This is a genomic window from Agromyces indicus (assembly GCF_031432295.1).
GTDB classification, from domain to species: Bacteria; Actinomycetota; Actinomycetes; order Actinomycetales; family Microbacteriaceae; genus Agromyces; species Agromyces indicus.
The window spans coordinates 322,735-342,021 of sequence record NZ_JAVKGS010000001.1 but is presented as its reverse complement, the minus strand read 5'-3'; the positions used below and the strand labels follow the sequence as shown (position 1 = coordinate 342,021).

Below are 19,287 nucleotides of genomic sequence, written 5' to 3'. Positions count from 1 at the left end.
GGTCACTCCTCTCCCGCGGTCTCGGCCGCATCGGTCTCGGCGGCCTCCTCCGCGAGATTCCGCTCGGAATTCTTCGCGATGGCGATGATGCGATCATCGGCGACGAACTTCGCGAAGACCACGCCCATCGTGTCCCTGCCCTTGGCGGGGACCTCGGCGACGTCAGAGCGTACCACCTTGCCGCTGGCAAGAACCACGAGCACCTCGTCGTTGCGCGAGACGATGAGCGCGCCGGCGAGCGTGCCGCGATCGTCGTTCAGCTTGGCCACCTTGATGCCGAGTCCGCCTCGCTGCTGCTTGCGGTACTCCTCGACGCGGGTGCGCTTGGCATAGCCGCCCTCGGTGACGATGAACACGTACGCGTCGGAGGGGCTCGTCTTCTGGCCCGACGCGTCCGGCGGTGCCGCAGCGGCCTCGGCGGCCTCGGCCTCGGTCGACCCCGGCACGACGGATGCTGCGAGCAGCTCGTCGCCGGCGCGGAAGCTCATGCCCTTCACGCCCGACGTGGCGCGCCCCATGGGGCGGAGCGCGTCATCCGTCGCCTCGAAGCGGAGCGACATGCCCTTCTTCGACACGAGGAGGATCTCGTCGTGCTCGTCGACCAGCATCGCGGAGACGAGCTCGTCGCCCTCGCGGAGGTTGATCGCGATGACGCCGCGCGAGCGGTTGGTGTCGTACGCGGTCAGCTCGGTCTTCTTCACGAGGCCGTCGCGCGTCGCGAGGACGAGGTACTTCGCGACCTCGTAGTCGCGGATGTCGAGGATCTCGGCGATCTGCTCGTCGGGCTGCAGCTCGAGGAGGTTGGCGACGTGCTGGCCCTTGGCGTCGCGGCCGCCCTCCTGCACCTCGTACGTCTTCGCCCGGTACACGCGGCCCTGGTTGGTGAAGAACAGCAGCCAGTGGTGGGTGGTCGTGACGAAGAAGTGGTCCACGACGTCATCCGCTCGCAGCTGCGCACCCTTGACGCCCTTGCCGCCACGGTGCTGCGACCGGTAGTTGTCACTGCGCGTGCGCTTCACGTAGCCGCCGCGCGTGACCGTGACCACCATCTCCTCCTCGGGGATGAGGTCCTCCATGGACATGTCGCCGTCGAAGCCGGGGACGATGTGCGTACGGCGCTCGTCGCCGAACTTGTCGACGATCTCGGCGAGCTCGTCGGAGACGAGGCCCCGCTGGCGGGACTCGTCGGCGAGGATCGCCTGGTACTCGGCGATCTGCTCCTCGAGCTCGGCGAGGCGGTCGATGATCTTCTGCCGCTCGAGGGCCGCGAGGCGACGCAGCTGCATGGCGAGGATCGCGTCGGCCTGGAGCTGGTCGACGTCGAGGAGCTGCATGAGTCCGGTGCGGGCCTCGTCGACGTCGGGCGACCGGCGGATGAGCGCGATGACCTCGTCGAGCGCGTCGAGCGCCTTCACGTACCCGCGCTGGATGTGCGCCTGCGCCTCGGCCTCCTTGAGGAGGTACCGGGTGCGCCGGACGATGACCTCGATCTGGTGGTCGACCCAGTGGGCGATGAAGCCGTCGATCGGCAGCGTGCGCGGCACGCCGTCGACGATCGCGAGCATGTTCGCGCCGAAGTTGTCCTGCAGCTGCGTGTGCTTGTACAGGTTGTTGAGCACGACCTTGGCCACCGCGTCGCGCTTCAGCACGATGACGAGTCGCTGGCCGGTGCGTCCCGACGACTCGTCGCGGATGTCGGCGATGCCGCTGAGCTTGCCGTCCTTCACGAGGTCGGCGATCTTGATCGCCAGGTTGTCGGGGTTCACCTGGTACGGCAGCTCGGTGACCACGAGGCACGTGCGGCCCTGGATCTCCTCGACGTTGACCACGGCGCGCATCGTGATCGAGCCGCGGCCCGTGCGATAGGCGTCGAGGATGCCGCGGGTGCCGAGGATCTGGGCGCCCGTCGGGAAGTCGGGCCCCTTGATGCGCTGGATCAGCGCCTCCTGCAGCTCCTCGCGCGTGGCATCCGGGTACTCGAGGTACCACTGGGCGCCGGCCGCGACCTCGCGCAGGTTGTGCGGGGGGATGTTCGTCGCCATGCCGACCGCGATGCCGACCGAGCCGTTGACGAGCAGGTTCGGGAAGCGCGACGGCAGGATCGTCGGCTCCTGCGTGCGACCGTCGTAGTTGTCGCCGAAGTCGACGGTGTCCTTCTCGATGTCGCGCACCATCTCGAGCGCGAGCGGAGCCATCTTCGTCTCGGTGTACCGGGGCGCCGCCGCGCCGTCGTTGCCGGGCGAACCGAAGTTGCCCTGCCCGAGCGCGAGCGGGTAGCGCATCGACCACGGCTGCACGAGGCGGACGAGCGCGTCGTAGATCGCCGTGTCGCCGTGCGGGTGGAACTGGCCCATGACGTCGCCGACGACGCGCGAGCACTTCGAGAACGCCTTGTCGGGCCGGTACCCGCCGTCGTACATCGCGTAGATGACGCGGCGGTGCACGGGCTTCAGGCCGTCGCGCACGTCGGGCAGCGCGCGCCCGACGATGACGCTCATGGCGTAGTCGAGGTACGACCGCTGCATCTCGAGCTGGAGGTCGACCTGGTCGATGCGACCGTGGATGCCGTTGCCCTCGCCGTTCTCGTCGGCGCCCGGGTTCACGATGTCAGATGTCAAGGAAGCGCACGTCCTTCGCGTTCTTCTGGATGAAGCTGCGGCGCGACTCCACGTCGTCGCCCATCAGGGTCGAGAAGATCTCGTCGGCCGCGGCGGCGTCGTCCATGGTGACCTGCAGGAGGGTCCGGGTCTCCGGGTTCATCGTCGTGTCCCAGAGCTCCTGGTGGTTCATCTCGCCGAGACCCTTGTAGCGCTGCACCGCGTTGTCCTTCGGGATCCGCTTGCCCTGAGCGAGCCCGTCCTCGAGCAGCGCGTCGCGCTCGCGGTCGGAGAAGACGTACTCGTGGTCGGCGTTGGACCACTTGATGCGGTACAGCGGCGGCTGCGCGAGGTACACGTAGCCGAGCTCGATGAGCGGCCGCATGTAGCGGAAGAGCAGCGTGAGCAGCAGCGTGGTGATGTGCTGGCCGTCGACATCCGCGTCGGCCATGAGCACGATCTTGTGGTACCGGACCTTCTCGGGGTCGAAGTCCTCGCCGAGCCCGGCGCCGAAAGCCGTGATCATCGCCTGCACCTCGGCGTTCGCGAGGGCCCGGTCGAGGCGCGCGCGCTCGACGTTGAGGATCTTGCCGCGGATCGGGAGGATCGCCTGCGTCTCGGGGTTGCGGCCCTGGACGGCCGAGCCGCCGGCCGAATCGCCCTCGACGATGAAGATCTCGGAGATCGACGGGTCCTTCGACTGGCAGTCCTTCAGCTTGCCGGGCATGCCGCCCGACTCGAGCAGGCCCTTGCGCCGGGTGGCCTCGCGCGCCTTGCGCGCCGCCAGCCGCGCGGTGGCCGCCTGCAGGGCCTTCCGGATGACCTCCTTGGCCGCGTTCGGGTTGCGGTCGAACCAGTCGCCGAGCTGCTCGCTCGTCACGCGCTGCACGTACGACTTGGCCTCGGTGTTGCCGAGCTTGGTCTTGGTCTGCCCCTCGAACTGCGGCTCGGAGAGCTTGACCGAGATGACGGCGGTGAGTCCCTCGCGGACATCCTCGCCGGAGAAGTTCGCGTCCTTCTCCTTCAGGAGGTTCTTCTCGCGCGCGTACCGGTTCACGAGCGTGGTGAGCGCTGCGCGGAAGCCCTCCTCGTGGGTGCCGCCCTCATGGGTGTTGATCGTGTTGGCGTAGGTGTGCACCGACTCCGTGTAGGCCGTGGTCCACTGCATCGCGACCTCGAGGGCGATGTGGCGCTCGGTGTCCTCCGCCTCGAACGAGATGATCTCGTCGTTGACGAGGTCGGTCTTCTTGGAGCGGTTGAGGTACTCGACGTAGTCGACCAGGCCGCGCTCGTACAGGAAGCTGTCGTGGCGGTGGCCCTGCTCGTCCTCCTCGCCGTCCGAGAGCTGCGAGATCTCGCGCAGGTCGGTGAGGTTGATGCGGAGCCCCTTGTTGAGGAACGCGTACTGCTGGAAGCGCGCGCGGAGCGTCTCGTAGTCGAACTCGACGGTCTCGAAGATGTCCTCGCTCGGCCAGAAGGTGATCGAGGTGCCCGTGGCATCCGTCGTCTCACCCTGCTCGAGCGGCGCGTCGGGCACACCGACCGTGTAGGACTGGCGCCACACGTGGCCCTGGCGCTTGACCTCGACCTGGAGGCGCGACGAGAGCGCGTTGACGACCGACGAGCCAACGCCGTGGAGGCCGCCGGAGACCGCGTACCCGCCGCCGCCGAACTTGCCGCCGGCGTGGAGCACCGTGAGCACGACCTCGACGGTCGAGCGCCCCTCGGTCTTGTGGATGTCGACCGGGATGCCGCGGCCGTTGTCGACCACGCGGACCCCGCCGTCGGCGAGGATCGTGACGTCGATGGTGTCGCAGTGGCCCGCGAGCGCCTCGTCGACCGAGTTGTCGACGATCTCGTACACGAGGTGGTGCAGGCCGCGGGGACCCGTCGAGCCGATGTACATACCCGGCCGCTTGCGGACCGCTTCGAGGCCCTCGAGAACCTGGATCGCGTCGGCGCCGTATTCCGGCGTCTGCTGGGCCTTCGTCGGTTCCGCTGTCATGGGTGAATCGGGCTCCAAACCGTCGTTCTGGCGACCCTTGATCCTATCAACAACGCGACCGGTCCAAGGCGCTCCGCGCCGATCTGCGGCCTCGTGAGCGCCCGAGTGACCGATTTTGCCCTCTCAACCGTAGGTGTCGCGCGGACCACGCCCTGGAACCGATCTGGGACCCCTTTTCCAGGTGGGGGCGTCCGGCCCTTGGAAGCGGATGTTCTCCACACCCGCGTTCGGGTACCGCTCGGCGATCGCGCGGAGCAACTCCGATCGCATCATCCGCAACTGGGTCGCCCACGCCGTCGACTCGCAGCGCACCTGCAGCATCCCGCCCTCGATCGCGATCGGCTCGGAGTGCTGCGCGATCTCGGGCCCGGCGATGTCGGGCCAGGTCGCGAGCAGCTCGTGCTGCGACAGCGGACCGCTCCAGCCGAGCTGCGCGGTGAGGGCGTCGATCGTCGCACCGAGCGGCTTCGGGTCGCGTCCGGGCGCGAACGGCTCGCTGCCGGCGGCCTCGCGCTGGCGCGTGCGCGCGCGGCCCGGCCGGATCCGCGGCTCGCCGCCGAAGATCTCGCGGAAGTGCTGGTAGGTGCGCGCCGCCTCAGACACCGGACGCCTCCGCTTCGAGCGTGACGTCGGCGCCCGGATCGGTCGGCGCACCGACCACGCGGCCCGCGTCGATCTGGATCACGCGACCCGCCAGGGGTTCGGGCACGTCTTCCAGCACGGCCGCGGTGATCAGCACCTGCTCGTACTCGCCGATCGCCGCCGCCAGCCGCTCGCGCCGGCGACGGTCGAGCTCGGCGAACACGTCGTCGAGCACGAGGACCGGATCGCCCGTGGCCGAATCCCGGCGGAGCAGCTCGGCCGACGCGAGCCGGAGCGCGAGCGCGAACGACCAGGACTCGCCGTGGCTCGCATACCCCTTGGCGGGCAGGCCGTTGAGCAGCAGGAGCACGTCGTCGCGGTGCGGACCGGCGAGGGTGACCCCGCGCTCGAGCTCGCGGCGCCGCAGCGCCGTGAGCGCGGCCGCGAACCGCTCGGCCGTGCCGGGTCGGTCGGCGGCGGCATCGAGGGCCGTCGTGGTGCCGCCGGATGCGGCATCCGTCGTCTCGTCGTCGGGATCGGCACCGTCGATCGACAGGACGGGCTGGAGTTCGGGGCGGTGGTCGGCGTCGACGATCGAGCGGTAGGCGGCGGCGAGCGGCTCGCGGAGCTCGTCGACGAGCTCGAGGCGGCGATCGATGAGCTCGGCGCCGAGGCCGACGAGGCGCTCATCCCAGATGTCGAGCGTCGTGAGCTGCGCTGCGGCGAGGCCGCGGGCGCGGGCGCTCTTCAGCAGCGAGTTGCGCTGCTTGAGCACGCGCTCGTAGTCGGCCATGACCCCCGCCAGGCGCGGGATGCGCTGCACGAGCAGGCCGTCGAGCATGCGGCGGCGCACCGACGGCTCGCCGCGGACGATCGCCAGGTCCTCCGGAGCGAACAGGACGGTGTGGGCGTACCGCGGCAGGTCGCGCGGCTTGGCCGCGGCGCGGTTCACCTGCGCCCGGTTCGCTCCCTGCCGGTTGAGCTGCAGCTCGAGGAGCACCTCACGACCGCCGTGCGCGAGGACGGCGCGCACCACCGCCGCGTCGGCACCCGCGCGGATCAGCGCCTGGTCGCTCGAGACCCGGTGCGAGCCGAGCGTCGCGAGGTAGCCGATCGACTCGACCAAGTTCGTCTTGCCCTGGCCGTTGCGGCCGACGATGACCGTCGCGCCCGGCTCGAAGGCGAGCTCGGCCGTGCGGTAGTTGCGGTAATCGGTGAGCGAGAGCCTGGCGACGTGCACGATGCGGCTCCCTTCCTGCGAACCACCACGCTACCCGGCCCCGCGGACATCGCCGCCGGCGGTCAGCGCAGGAGGAGGTTCGGCTGCAGCAGGTAGCGGTAGCTGTCGGCGCCCGCCTGCTCGCGCGAGGTCTGGCTCGTGATGAGCACCGGACCGGGCTTGTTCGGGTTCTCGGTCTTCGTGAACGAGATGCGCACGAACTCGCTCGGCACCGCCTGCAGGCCGTCGAGCAGGAACTGCGGCTTCAGCGAGACGACGGTCTCGTCACCGGTGAGGATCGCGTCGATCGACTCCGACGCCTGGGCCTGCTCCGAGCCGATCGCCTCGAGCGTGAGGCCGTCGGCCGTGAAGGTGTAGCGGAGCGCGGCCTCGCGCTCGAGCACGAGCGCGACGCGTCGGGTCGCCTCGATGAGCTCGGCCGTGTTCATGACGGCGTAGTTGTCGACGGTCTCGGGGAACAGTCGGCGCACGGGCGGGAAGTTGCCCTTGATGAGCAGGCTCGTGACGGTCTTCCGGTCGGCCGAGAACGCGATGAGCTCGCGGTCGTCGCGGCTCGTGATGGCGATGGAGAGGTTGCCCGAGTGGCCGAAGGTCTTGCCGACCTCCTGCAGCGTGCGTGCGGGCACGAGCGCGGTCAGGGCGTCGACGCCCTCGCCGGCCACGCCGCCGCCGTCCCACTCGATCTCGCGGATCGCGACCCGGTACCGGTCGGTCGCGACGAGGCTGACGTTGTTCTCGCGCACCTCGAGCTGCACGCCGGTGATGACGGGGGTCACGTCGTCGCGCGACGCGGCGACCGCGACCTGCGAGACGGCCGAGGCGAACTCCTCGGCCGGCACGAGCCCGGTCTGCTCGCCGATCTCCGGGATCGAGGGGTACTCCTCGACCGGCATCGACAGGAGGGTGAAGCTCGCCGAGCCGCACGTCACCGAGATGCGCGACTCCTCGGTCGACACCTTCACCGGGGCGTTCGGCAGGCGGCCGGCGATCTCGGCCAGCAGCCGCCCGGAGACCAGGACCGTGCCGGGCTCCTCGACGTCGGCCTTGATCTCGGTGCGCGACGACACCTCGTAGTCGAACGAGGAGAGGACGAGGCCGTCGTCGTTCGCCTGGATCAGCACCCCCGACAGGATCGGCAGGGTCGTGCGCTGCGGGAGCAGCTTGACGGCGAAGGACACGGCCTCACTGAAGACGTCGCGATTGACCTGGAACTTCACGGTTCTCCCGTCGTGGAGGTGCTGGATGGCTCCCATGCTATCCGCACGGTCACTCCGGACGCGGGGCATTTCCGCACGCACGCGCCCGAAGCGGAGCGCCGCCGTCCGAGGTTGTCGGACGCCTCGGACTAACCATCTGTCTCTTAACGGTGTTAACCGGTGTGGAAACTGTGGATGGCGTTCGGAGATGCCCGGAACGACGGGCCGAGCGGCCCGTCCGGGCTGTGCACGGTGTGTGGAGATCCCGGTGGCGAGGGCCCGACGTCTCCGACGCGTGTTCGGAGTTCTGCACAGGTCGACGCACGGTGTGCACAGTCGCGACGGGGTTGCTCGTTAACAATCCACAGATTGTCCACACCTGTGTGGAATTGGCTCAGGCGTTTCGCAGGTACGCCGAACGGGCCCCGTTCGACCCCGCTCGTCCGGCGGGGTCGAGGGGCGAGCGGATGCCGCCGGCATCCGCTCTACGGACGCGATCAGCGGAAGCGGGCCTGCTGCTTGATGCGGGCGGTGAGCTCGGTCACCTGGTTGTAGATCGAGCGACGCTCCTTCATGAGCTCCGAGATCTTCTTGTTCGCGTACATCACCGTCGTGTGGTCGCGGTTGCCGAACAGCTGCCCGATCTTCGGCAGGCTCAGGCTCGTGAGCTCGCGGCAGAGGTACATCGCGATCTGCCGCGCCGTCGCGACCGCCTGGGACCGGCTCGACCCGTACAGGTCGTCGACCGTGAGCTTGAAGTACTCGGCCGTCGCCGTGATGATGTCGACCGGCGCGACGACGTTGTCGGTGTCATCCGTGATGAGGTCCTTCAGCACCGTCTGCACGAGCGGCATGTCGACCGGCGTGCGGTTCAGGCTCGCGAACGCCGTCACCCGGATCAGCGTGCCCTCGAGCTCGCGGATGTTGCTCGACACCTTCGACGCCATGTACTCGAGGATGTCGTCGGGCACCTGGAGGCGCTCGTTCTGCGCCTTCTTGCGCAGGATCGCGATGCGGGTCTCGAGGTCGGGCGCCTGCACGTCGGTGATGAGGCCCCACTCGAACCGGCTGCGCATGCGGTCCTCGAAGCCGGTCAGGTGCTTCGGCGGCACGTCGCTCGTGATCACGACCTGCTTGTTGTGGTCGTGCAGCGTGTTGAACGTGTGGAAGAACGCCTCCTGCGTCTCCGCCTTGCCCTGCAGGAACTGGATGTCGTCGATCAGCAGGATGTCGATGTTGCGGTAGCGCTGCTGGAAGAGTGAACCGCGGTTGTTCGCGATCGAGTTGATGAAGTCGTTCGTGAACTCCTCCGACGACACGTACCGAACGCGGATGCCGGGATAGAGGCTCATCGCGTAGTGGCCGATGGCGTGCAGGAGGTGCGTCTTGCCGAGACCCGAGTCGCCGTAGATGAACAGCGGGTTGTAGGCCTTCGCGGGGGCCTCGGCCACGGCGACCGCCGCGGCGTGTGCGAAGCGGTTCGACTGGCCGATGACGAAGCTGTCGAACGAGTACTTCGGGTTCAGGCGCGCATCGCGCGGCCGGTCGGGGTTCGTCGGGCTGTCGAACACCGACTGGTGCGACGCCGGCAGCTCCACCGGGTCGGGCAGGCCGTCGGATGCCACGCCCCCGAGCCCCGCGCCATCTCCGAGCGCTCCGCCCGGGCCGGCGTGGTCCCCCGACGGGCGCGCATCCTCCAGCTCGGGATTCACGACGACGTAGAACGAGGTCACCGGCGACGGCGCGTCGATCGCGCTCATCGCGGAGAGGAGGGAGACCCGCATGCGCTGGTTGAGCATGCTCGCCGTGAAGTCGTTCGGGACCTCGAGGTAGAACGTGCCCGCCGCGATGCCCTTCGGCTCCACCAGGTTCAGGAAGCCCTGGAGCATCGGCGTGATCGCCTCATCTCCCGACAACCGGTCGAGGACCGTCGCCCACGTGTCGGAAATGGGCTGTTCTGTCATCGCTCCCCGCAATCTCGCACCGTCGTCCGGCCGCTCGTCGCTCCCCCGAACGACAGGTGGAGCGGCCCGAAGGCTCTGTTCACAGCGTTCTCCACGGCCTGTGAGCGAAGTTGCGAGAAGCGCGAGATTCCGCCGCACAGGCTGGGGATAACTGGGTTCACACGCTAGCGAATGCGAGTGCCCCCGACAAATGCCGATCGGCGGATCCACGACGCGCGGGCGTGTCGTTCCGCGTGGCAAGCTGGGGATCGGTGGAGAATATCCGGTTCGGGGTGCGCTCGGTTTGACCGCCGCATCCGCAGGCCGTAGTTTTAATCAGTTGACCGCAGCCCTTTCGGGCACCGAGTTTTCCCGCCGGCGCACCGTTGACGCGCCCGTCGAGGAGATCCCTGAAGCCGGAGAAGAAGAATGAGCAAGCGTACGTTCCAGCCCAACAACCGCCGCCGCGCCCGCAAGCACGGCTTCCGCGCCCGCATGCGCACGCGCGCCGGCCGCGCCATCCTGTCGGCCCGCCGCGCCAAGGGCCGCACCGAACTCTCCGCGTAAGCGATCGGTGCTCGCCAAAGCGAATCGCGTCACGAGCGCCGATGACTACCGGTCCATCGTGCGCCGTGGTGCGAAGGTCGCCGGTGCCCACACCGTGAGCTACCTCCGCTCACGGGAGTCGGGCGCCGACGCGCGCTTCGGCTTCATCGTCTCCAAGAAGGTCGGCTCGGCCGTGCGGCGCAACCTCGTGCGCCGCCGGCTGAAGGCCGCGTGCCGCGAGCTCGTCGACGGCGGCGTCTCCGCCGTCGACGTCGTCGTGCGCGCGCTGCCCACGGCGGCCGACGCCGACTTCCACGCCCTCCGGGCCGACGTGGTCTCGGCACTCCACGTGCACGAGCGGCGGTCCGCCTCCCGCTCGCGACCCGCCATCGCAGCGGATGCCGCAGCCCACCCCCTCGCAGCGAAAGACGCGTGACGTGCGAGACCTCGCCTGGTTCGTCTGGCTCCTGCCCCGCAACGTGGGCGTCGTGTTCATCCGCGCCTACCGCGCCGTGGTCTCGCCCCTGTACGGCGACGTCTGCCGCTACTACCCGTCGTGCTCCGCGTACGGACTGGGCGCGGTGCAGCACCGCGGACTCGTGATCGGATCCGCCCTCACCGCCTGGCGGATCGTCCGCTGCAACCCGTGGTCGCGCGGCGGCGTCGACGACGTGCCCATGCCGCGCGTGCGTCGGTTCCGCCTCACCCGCTTCGGGTTCGTGATCCCCGCCGGGTGGACCCCCGCTGCGCCGAGCGAAGGACGCCACGTCCGGCGCGTCCGCCACGGGCGCCGACGTGCTGCCGCGACCGCGGCGGGCGGGGTCGCCGCCGGGCCCGTCGGTGGCCACGCCGGTCACGCGCGCGCCGTCGCCGATCCCTCCGCTGCGGCATCCGTCACCCGCGACGCCGCGGACCAGGACCTCTCCCCCATGTCCCGAAAGGACTGACCCGCTCCAATGGACATCTTCAGCATCATCCTCTGGCCCATCAAATGGGTCATCGAGCTGATCCTCGTCGCGTTCCACTCGCTGTGGACGTTCGTGGGCCTGCCCTTCGAGGCCGGCATCACGTGGGTGCTCTCGATCGTCGGCCTCGTCATCGTCGTCCGTGCCGCGCTGATCCCGATCTTCGTGCGGCAGATCAAGAGCCAGCGCCGCATGCTCGAGGTCGCGCCGCAGCTGAAGAAGATCCAGGACAAGTACAAGGGCAAGAAGGACCAGTTCTCGCGCGAGGCCATGTCTCGCGAGACCATGGACCTCTACAAGCGGACCGGCACGAACCCGCTCTCGTCGTGCCTGCCGCTGCTGCTCCAGATGCCGATCTTCTTCGGCCTCTTCTCGGTGCTGAACGACGCCTCACGCAACGCCGAGCGCGGCGGTGTCGGCGTCCTCACCCCCGAGCTCGCCGAATCGTTCGCGAACGCGACGTTCCTCGGTGCGCCGCTCAAGGCGACCTTCATCGAGGCGATGAACGCCGGCGGACCGTGGCAGGTCATGGTCGTGGCCGTCGTCATGATCATCCTGATGACCGCGTCGCAGTTCATCACGCAGCTGCAGATCGTCTCGAAGAACATGTCGCCGGAGACCAAGGCGAGCCCCATGTTCCGCCAGCAGCGGATCCTGCTCTACCTGCTCCCCCTCGTGTTCGCCGTCTCGGGTGTCGCCTTCCCCCTCGGCGTCATGTTCTACTGGCTCGTCTCGAACTTCTGGACCATGGGTCAGCAGTTCATCGTCATCCGCAACATGCCGACGCCCGGCAGCGAGGCCGCCAAGGCGCGTGAAGCTCGCCTGGCCAAGAAGGGCAAGCTCGTCGTCGACGGTCCGACGGATGGCACCGCCTCGGACGAACCCGAGAAGAAGACCACCCAGCGTCAGCAGCCGGTCAGCAAGAACCGCGCGAAGAAGAAGAGGAAGTGACCCCGATGACCGACGTCAAGCCCGACGCCGCCAACCGAACCCTCGAGCAGCTCGAGGAGGAGGGCGACATCGCGGCCGACTACATCGAGGAGCTCCTCGACATCAGCGACCTCGACGGTGACATCGACATCGACGCCCGCAACGGTCGCGCTTACGTGTCGGTGCACGCTTCCGAGGGCGCGAACCTCTCGCTGCTCGCGAAGTCCGAGGTGGTCTCCGCCCTGCAGGAGCTCACTCGCCTGGCCGTGCAGACCAAGACGGGTGCGTTCTCGCGGCTCATCCTCGACATCGGCGGCTCGCGCGATGCCCGCCGTGACGAGCTCGGTCGACTGGTCGCACGCGCGGCCGAGCGCCTCGAGGAGGGGGCCGCTGAGGCTGCGCTCCCGCCCATGTCGTCGTACGAGCGCAAGCTCGTCCACGACCTGGTCGCCGAGCGCGGGCTCCACTCGGAGTCCCGCGGCGAGGGCGCCGACCGCCACACCGTGATCACGCGCATCGGCTGACCGCCGAACTCGACGTTTCACGTGGAACATGACTGACCACTCCCCCGACTGGCAGGACGCCCTCGAGCCGGAGCCGCCCTCGGCTGCGACCGTGTTCGGCGATCGGCTGCCGATCGTCCGGCAGTTCACCGAGCACCTCGCCCGTCACGGCGAGGAGCTCGGGCTCATCGGTCCTCTCGAACTCCCGCGGCTGTGGAGTCGTCACGTCGTGAACTCCGGCCTCGTCGCACCACTCCTGCGTGCTGGCCGCGTCGGCGACGTGGGCTCGGGCGCAGGGCTTCCCGGCCTGGTGCTCGCCATCGCCCGCCCCGACGTGCACCTCACGCTCATCGAGCCGATGGAGCGCCGGGTGGCGTGGCTCAACCGACAAGTGGACGAACTCGGCCTCGAGAACGTCGACGTGGTGCGCGCGCGTGCCGAAGAGGCGAAGCTCGCCGGCCGGTTGGATCAGGTGACGGCCCGAGCGGTCAGCGCACTCCGGACGCTCATCCCGATCACGGCCCCGCTGCTGGTGCCGGGCGGGGAGTTGCTGCTCATGAAGGGCTCCGGCGTGACCGGCGAGATGGGCGCGGCCGAGAAGGCGATCCGCCGGTTCAAGCTGCAGGACGTCGAGGTCCTCGTGCTCGGCGAAGGTGTAGTCGACGACGTGACCCGAGTGTTCCGGGCGCGCGTGCCCGCGGCATAAGGGATCGTTCGCTGCCGCATCCGGCGCCGTTTCACGTGAAACGGAAGCTGCTCAGCGGCGGCGGGGCTCGCCGTGGTGCGCTCGGGGGCGCGAGAGGGCCTCGCTGTTGGGCGCGATGACGGGGCGAGGTTCGGCGCAGTCGTGCGGTGTCGGCTGCACCGCGCGGCCGACTCGGGGTTCGTGCGTTCGCCGCGCCAGGCGAGCCCAGTGATCCTCCGTCGTGTCAGCGCATGGGGACCACGGCGGCCTAACGGTTCGCGAAGCGACTGTCGACACCTCCGCCTCGCGCCGTTCTCCGGGCGCGGGGCGACAGTTCCGCTCCGCCCCTCCCCAGGCGCGATCCATGGCGGCACCCCTGTCTCGGGACCCGGTGTACCGGTCTGTTCCATCTGGTCTGGCCGATGGCCTGTCGGGTTCAGGCGAGACGCGAGAGGTGTCGACGAGCCTCCCGGCTGCGCCCGATGCTGTGCTGCAGAGCCGCGGGCCAAGTGACGCCACCCCGTCCGCGCTCGGTGCCCACCACGCGGTGGTCGTGCCCACCGGAGTGTCGTCTCGCCCACGAGGCGTGAAGTCCACCGCGAGCGCGGGCCGTCCGGGATCGGCAGTCACGACCCGCCCGCCTCGGCTTCGGAGCTGCGGAACGCCGCGAGACCTGATGCATCGAAACGCTCTTGGGCGGTCGAGCCGGCGGAACCCGCTCCGCGCCCTCCGTTGGGCGCCCTCCCCTGCGGTGTGGCCTTCTTCCGCTTGCTGGCTCGCTCCGCCTGCGGCGGCCGCCGGCGGCGCGAGGCGCGGGACGTCCCGTCCGACTGTCGATCCCGCCGACCACGTGCTATGCCCGACTCGTATGGCTCCCGCCCGGTGCCCAGAACCCGCACGGGGCGATGGCTGTCCGGCCGCAGGGATGCTCGTCGATCGTCGCAGCGGCGCGCCGCACCGCAGGTGTCGGGGCGTAGCCGAGCTGTGAATGCCCGCCGATGCCCGCAGCGTGTGCCGGGGACCACGGCCCCTTTGCCTGGTCGCCCATTCAGTAGGGCTCGCGTCAGCACGCAGCGGGGCCATGCGTGCCTCCGTGGCCCGCGGAAGCCGGCTCGCCCGCTTGCCCCGTTTGAATCTGGGAACAAGGGGCTGTGTTCCGCGCGACAGCTGACAGCTGCGAAGACCGGCTTCGTTTCACGTGAAACACGCGGCACTGGGATGTGCACCGGTTGCCGGCACCACTCCTCATGGGAATCGCCGCGGCGCCAGTCCGCCCGACCGACTGCACCATGCGCGCCGCCGCTGACTCACTCTCCGGGCGCCCGCAGGCTTCCGGCCATCCGGACAACGCCGCACGAGCTCCACATCCAAGTACCGATCACGGCGGTCCCTTGACTGCGTCCGCTGGGCGGTCGGGCTCCTCTGGCCTGCGGAAGGCGCGAACCGGGGCCCTCGGCCGTCCACAGCAGCAGCGTTCGGAATCCGCGCCGTTTCACGTGAAACACGCGGAGGCCCGCCGCGGTCGGGTGCGCCCTCGCCCCACACGTTTCACGTGAAACGCCGTTGCCCGCGTCGCATGAACGCGCGAGCTCGCCCTCCCCCTCAGCCACCGGTAGGACCACGATTGGATTCCAGGTCGCGGGCGGTCGGCGGTCCACCACGCATCCGGTCATCCTTGGCGTGAACGCAGCGGCACAATACCCTGCACTCTCCGAAACGAACCGGTCGGGCGGGCTGCCGCGTCCACATCGGCCGAGCCCGCGCGTCGAAGCGAGGGGGGCTCTGGCGCCCGCATCACCGCCTCGAGTCCTCGCGTGACGTCGGTGGTTGGCTGATCCACGCAGCTGCGGGCCACGAGGATGCGTGAGGCGCCTTCCTCTCCCGTACGCATGGCGAGCTGTCCACGAGGTGTTCGTCGTCGGCCACGGCAACGGCATCGTGGCTCACCTGCTCGGGCTCTTCGCGCGGAGCGGAAGACGCCAGAAGCAGAGGCGCGCGACATCCGGTGCAACGTTTCACGTGAACGCCGGGGTCGCCGGGCGCTCGAAGGTTGAGGCACCGCCGGGATGGCGGACCGGCGCCGGGTGGCCGGGGCGTCGCCGTTCCCGCGTCCGATGCGACGGTTAGGCTTGGAACTCGAAGAACGCAGCCGGCCCGATGGCGGCGATCTCGACGGCAGGTCTGGAGTGGGAATGGCGAACGGTGGGGGACGCGGCTGGTTCCATCGACGAAAGCCGCGACCGGAGCCGACGCCAGCGCCCGCCGCACCCGAGCCGACCCGGATCGAGGCGTACGAAACGCACGGCGACGACGCGCCGTCCTCGGAATTCATGCCCACCGCCTACGCGGAACCGCGCGGTGATCGCCGGGCATTCGACGATCTCGTGAATCCATCGCGCAACGATGGAGTGTCGTCCAACGCGCCAAGCGCGCCGTCAACGGACGATCCGCCCCGGTCGACCGAGGCGACCGCCGGGGCGGGACCGTCCCCGACGGACGACACGGCCGCTGCTCAGCCCCCGTCTCCGGTCGCCGATCCCGAACCAAGGAGCACACCCGTCGAGGCCGCTGCGTCACCGCAGCCGGCGGCACCGAGGGCCGCATATGACTGGGATGCCGCCACCGCGGCCGCGCTCCACGACGAGGGATCGCCCAGCGCGACAGCGCCCACTCCCCTGCCGTCCAGCGCCCCCGACCGCCTGCTCGAGGAGATCATCCGGGAGATCGTGGGCGACGCGACGGCCGAGACGGTGTCGAGCCTGCAGCCGAGCCGCGACGAGCCCGACTCCCGCGAAGCCGCGGCTGAATCCGCTTCGGCCGCTCCGGCGCCGACCACCGTCGTCGCCTCGCCGGTGGCCGCTGACGACAGCGCCGTGCACCTGGGCGAGTCGCCGGAGGCCCCATCCCCGACCGCCGACGCCTCGAGCGCAGATCCCGCGGAGGACGCATCCGCCGCATCTCCCGCACTCCCCGCGGACGCGCCGACCACGGAAGGTGACGTCGTCGGTGAACGACCGGGGCCGCCGGTCGACATCGAGGTGCCCGTGACGGTGGCGCAGCCGGCGCAGCCGGTGGAGTACCCTTCCCAAGGCGAAGCGCGAGATGCGGACGAATCGGTTGACCGCCCGTCGACGACGGCGGGCACCGCCGAGGTGCTGCTGCCGTCCGCCGCAGCCCGCCCCGCGGGCGACACCCTCGCCACCGATGTTTCACGTGAAACACCCCACGCAGACGGAGGAACCCCCCTGGCCGATCAGATTGCCGACGAGACCCGCCGGCGCCTCGCGCTCGATGAGGCCGTTCTGCCCCTGCCCCCGTCGACGCGCGTCCTGACGATCTCGAACCAGAAGGGCGGCGTCGGCAAGACCACGTCCGCCGTGAACCTGGCTGCGGCCCTCGCTCGTGCCGGCGCCCGCGTGCTCGTGATCGACCTCGACCCGCAGGGCAACGCATCGACGGCCCTCGGCGTCGACCACCGGTCGGAGCGACAGAGTGTCTACGAAGTCCTCGTCTCCGACCTGCCCCTCGCCGAGGTGATCCAGACGTCGAGCGAGCACGAGCGGCTGGATTGCGTGCCGGCCACGATCCACCTCGCCGGAGCCGAGATCGAACTCGTGTCGTTGGTCGCGCGGGAGCAACGCCTCCGCCGAGCGCTCGATGCCCACCTCGAGACGATGGAGCGCCCGTACGACTACGTCTTCATCGACTGCCCGCCGTCGTTGGGCCTGCTCACGATCAACGCGTTCGTCGCGGCGCGCGAGGTGCTCATCCCCATCCAGTGCGAGTACTACGCGCTCGAGGGCCTGTCGCAGCTGCTCAGCAATATCGAACTGATCGAGAAGCACCTCAATCCCGAACTTCGCCTCAGCACGATCCTGCTGACCATGTACGACTCGCGCACCAACCTCGCGCAGCAGGTCGCGCAAGAGGTGCGCGACCACTTCCCCACCCAGACGCTCGACACGATCATCCCTCGGTCCGTTCGAGTGTCCGAGGCGCCGAGCTACGGGCAGAGCGTGATCAGCTACGACTTCGCGTCGAGCGGCTCGCTGTCGTACCGCGAGGCTGCCGCAGAGATCGCCCGGCGTGGTGCGTCGGAGAGCAAGGAGACCAACTGATGGCTACGAAGCGGACCGGCCTCGGCCGCGGTATCGGCGCGCTCATCCCCACCACCGACGACGCCCCGCGCGCCACCCGGCCGGTGGATGTCTTCTTCCCCGACAGCGAGGCCCCCAAAGCAGCTGTCGAGGCCGTCGAGAACGCCGCGGATGCCAACCTCGTGACCGTTCCGGGGGCGCACCTCGCTCGGCTGAACCCGCACGACATCGTCCCGAATGCCCAGCAGCCGCGCACCGTGTTCGACGAGGAGGACCTCGCCGAGCTGATCCACAGCGTCAAGGAATTCGGCGTCCTCCAGCCGATCGTGGTGCGACCCCACCCCGACCAGGCGGGCAAGTACGAGCTCGTGATGGGCGAGCGCCGCCTGCGCGCCACGAAGGCAGCGGGCCTCGACTCCATTCCGGCGGTCATCAAGGACACGGCCAACGAGGCGATGCTGCGCGATGCGCTCCTCGAGAACCTGCATCGATCGCAGCTGAACCCGCTCGAGGAGGCGAGTGCGTACCAGCAGCTCCTCGCCGACTTCGGCATCACCCAGGAGGAGCTGGCGACGAGGATCGGCCGCTCACGCCCGCAGATCTCGAACACCCTCCGTCTCCTCAAGCTCCCCGAGCCGGTGCAGATGCGCGTGGCGGCCGGCGTGCTGAGTGCCGGCCACGCGCGCGCCATCCTGGCGGCCGGCGACCCGGAGGCCATGCAGCGCCTGGCCGACAAGATCGTGAACGAGGACCTCTCGGTGCGGGCTGCCGAAGCCATCGTGGCCGAGAGTCCGAAGCCCGGGCGACCGAAGCCGGCCGCTGGGAAGCGTCAGGAGTTCCTCGACGACCTCTCGGGCCGCCTCGGTGACCGCCTCGACACCCGGGTCAAGATCACCCTCGGCGCGCGAAAGGGCCAGATCAGCATCGATTTCGCGACCGTTCAGGACCTCCGCCGCATCCTCACCGAACTCGGCGAGGACCTCGAAGGGCTCTGACCCAGACGGCCTCCGCGGTCCAGGCGGGAGCTACGCGTCGCGGGCGACCGCCGCGCGCACGAGTTCGTCGTAGACCGCCGACGCCGTCGCGCCGGACGCCTCGATGGCGAGCGGGAGCAGCGACGTCTCCGTGAGGCCCGGCAGCACGTTCGCCTCGAGGAACCACGGCGTGCCCTGTCCGTCGACGATCAGGTCGACGCGCGACAGATCCCTGAGCCCGAGCGTCCGGTGGGCCAGCAGCGCGGCATCCGTCGCGGCGTCGACGACCGCGTCATCGAGCCGGCTCGGAGCGAAGAACGTGGTTTCCCCCGCGTTGTAGCGCTCCTGGAACGAGTAGACCCCCGTCGTGGGCACGATCTCGACCGCCGTCAGCGCGCGCGCCTCATCGCCGGTCCCGATCACGGCGACGGCGATCTCGGTCCCCACGATGCGACGCTCCACGACGGCGACCTCGGCGTACGTGAATGCCTCGACCATGGCCCGCGGCAACTCCGTCGGGTCGTCCACGATGGAGACGCCTTGGGCCGAACCGCCCGACGCGGGCTTCACGACGAGGTCGCCCTGCATCGCCGCGCGCACGACTCGGAGCACGCTCGAGGCGCCGAGTTCGCGGAACGCCTCGTGCGACAGCACGATCGACTCGGGCACGGCGATGCCGGCCTGAGCGACGAGCGAGCTCGCCACGGGCTTGGACCAGGCGCGGCGGGCGGCCGCGCCCGTGGAGCCGACGGTCGGCACGCCGAGGGCCGCGAGCAGCTCGAGCAGGGAGCCGTCCTCGCCGCTCGATCCGTGCAGCGCCGGAAACACCGCATCCGGGCGGCGCTCGGCGAGGTACGGCAGGAGTCCGGCATCCGGATCGCGGACCTCGACGCGGTGGCCGGCCTCGATGAGCGCGTCGGCGACGCGGCGGCCCGACCGCAGCGAGACATCCCGCTCGTGCGAGATGCCGCCCGCGAGGACGACGACGGAGAGACCAGTGGATTCGCTCATGATCAGGGACTTC

Annotated in this window: 14 protein-coding genes and 1 pseudogene; 8 read left to right on the top strand and 7 right to left on the bottom strand. The window is 69.7% G+C overall.

Annotation, left to right across the window (positions count from 1 at the left end; translation table 11 throughout):
* Positions 1 to 2: 2 nt before the first annotated feature.
* From gyrA to dnaA, 6 genes are all read right to left on the bottom strand, one after another.
* Positions 3 to 2,525: a DNA gyrase subunit A gene (gene gyrA, locus RH861_RS01570; RefSeq protein WP_374760954.1), complete on the bottom strand. Its 2,523-nt coding sequence runs from the start codon at positions 2,523 to 2,525 to the stop codon at positions 3 to 5.
* Between the two features lie 82 nt (positions 2,526 to 2,607).
* The gene (gene gyrB / locus RH861_RS01565) at positions 2,608 to 4,602 is read right to left on the bottom strand and encodes a DNA topoisomerase (ATP-hydrolyzing) subunit B (RefSeq protein WP_310519449.1); all 1,995 of its coding nucleotides are present in this window, start codon (positions 4,600 to 4,602) and stop codon (positions 2,608 to 2,610) included.
* Positions 4,603 to 4,725: 123 nt separating this feature from the next.
* Complete coding sequence (locus RH861_RS01560) at positions 4,726 to 5,205, bottom strand: DciA family protein (RefSeq protein WP_067947547.1); 480 nt, start codon at positions 5,203 to 5,205, stop codon at positions 4,726 to 4,728.
* Positions 5,198 to 6,424 (bottom strand): DNA replication/repair protein RecF, encoded by a 1,227-nt coding sequence (gene recF / locus RH861_RS01555; RefSeq protein WP_310519448.1) that lies wholly within the window; start codon positions 6,422 to 6,424, stop codon positions 5,198 to 5,200. The genes RH861_RS01560 and recF overlap by 8 nt, the downstream gene beginning before the upstream one ends.
* Before the next feature lie 62 nt (positions 6,425 to 6,486).
* A complete protein-coding gene (gene dnaN / locus RH861_RS01550; protein WP_310520262.1) occupies positions 6,487 to 7,641 on the bottom strand; it encodes a DNA polymerase III subunit beta in 1,155 nt (384 codons plus the stop codon).
* A gap of 476 nt (positions 7,642 to 8,117) precedes the next feature.
* Positions 8,118 to 9,584, bottom strand: a complete 1,467-nt coding sequence (gene dnaA / locus RH861_RS01545) for a chromosomal replication initiator protein DnaA (protein WP_310519447.1) — start codon at positions 9,582 to 9,584, stop codon at positions 8,118 to 8,120.
* A 408-nt stretch (positions 9,585 to 9,992) separates the two neighbouring features.
* Between dnaA and rpmH the strand changes: the two genes are divergently transcribed.
* From rpmH to RH861_RS01505, 8 genes and pseudogenes are all read left to right on the top strand, one after another.
* Positions 9,993 to 10,130 carry a 50S ribosomal protein L34 gene (gene rpmH, locus RH861_RS01540; protein ID WP_067947540.1) on the top strand — a complete coding sequence of 46 codons (138 nt, stop codon included), beginning with the start codon at positions 9,993 to 9,995 and terminating at the stop codon, positions 10,128 to 10,130.
* 7 nt (positions 10,131 to 10,137) lie between these two features.
* Complete coding sequence (rnpA, locus tag RH861_RS01535) at positions 10,138 to 10,545, top strand: ribonuclease P protein component (protein WP_374760940.1); 408 nt, start codon at positions 10,138 to 10,140, stop codon at positions 10,543 to 10,545.
* A pseudogene (gene yidD, locus RH861_RS01530) lies at positions 10,508 to 10,840 on the top strand (membrane protein insertion efficiency factor YidD); the annotation flags it as partial. The gene rnpA and the pseudogene yidD, both read left to right, overlap by 38 nt.
* A gap of 225 nt (positions 10,841 to 11,065) precedes the next feature.
* Positions 11,066 to 12,025 (top strand): membrane protein insertase YidC, encoded by a 960-nt coding sequence (gene yidC / locus RH861_RS01525; RefSeq protein WP_310519446.1) that lies wholly within the window; start codon positions 11,066 to 11,068, stop codon positions 12,023 to 12,025.
* Between the two features lie 5 nt (positions 12,026 to 12,030).
* A complete protein-coding gene (locus RH861_RS01520) occupies positions 12,031 to 12,528 on the top strand; it encodes a Jag family protein (RefSeq protein ID WP_248599836.1) in 498 nt (165 codons plus the stop codon).
* Positions 12,529 to 12,556: 28 nt separating this feature from the next.
* Positions 12,557 to 13,213 carry a 16S rRNA (guanine(527)-N(7))-methyltransferase RsmG gene (gene rsmG / locus RH861_RS01515; protein WP_310519445.1) on the top strand — a complete coding sequence of 219 codons (657 nt, stop codon included), beginning with the start codon at positions 12,557 to 12,559 and terminating at the stop codon, positions 13,211 to 13,213.
* Positions 13,214 to 16,437: 3,224 nt separating this feature from the next.
* Positions 16,438 to 17,310 carry a ParA family protein gene (locus RH861_RS01510; RefSeq protein ID WP_231878575.1) on the top strand — a complete coding sequence of 291 codons (873 nt, stop codon included), beginning with the start codon at positions 16,438 to 16,440 and terminating at the stop codon, positions 17,308 to 17,310.
* Positions 17,310 to 18,284, top strand: coding sequence for a ParB/RepB/Spo0J family partition protein (locus tag RH861_RS01505; RefSeq protein ID WP_310519444.1), 975 nt, complete (start codon positions 17,310 to 17,312; stop codon positions 18,282 to 18,284). Before RH861_RS01510 ends, RH861_RS01505 begins: the two co-directional genes overlap by 1 nt.
* A 30-nt stretch (positions 18,285 to 18,314) precedes the next feature.
* Here the strand turns inward: RH861_RS01505 and RH861_RS01500 are convergent, their stop codons facing one another.
* Positions 18,315 to 19,274 carry a D-alanine--D-alanine ligase family protein gene (locus RH861_RS01500; protein WP_310519443.1) on the bottom strand — a complete coding sequence of 320 codons (960 nt, stop codon included), beginning with the start codon at positions 19,272 to 19,274 and terminating at the stop codon, positions 18,315 to 18,317.
* Positions 19,275 to 19,287: the final 13 nt, after the last annotated feature.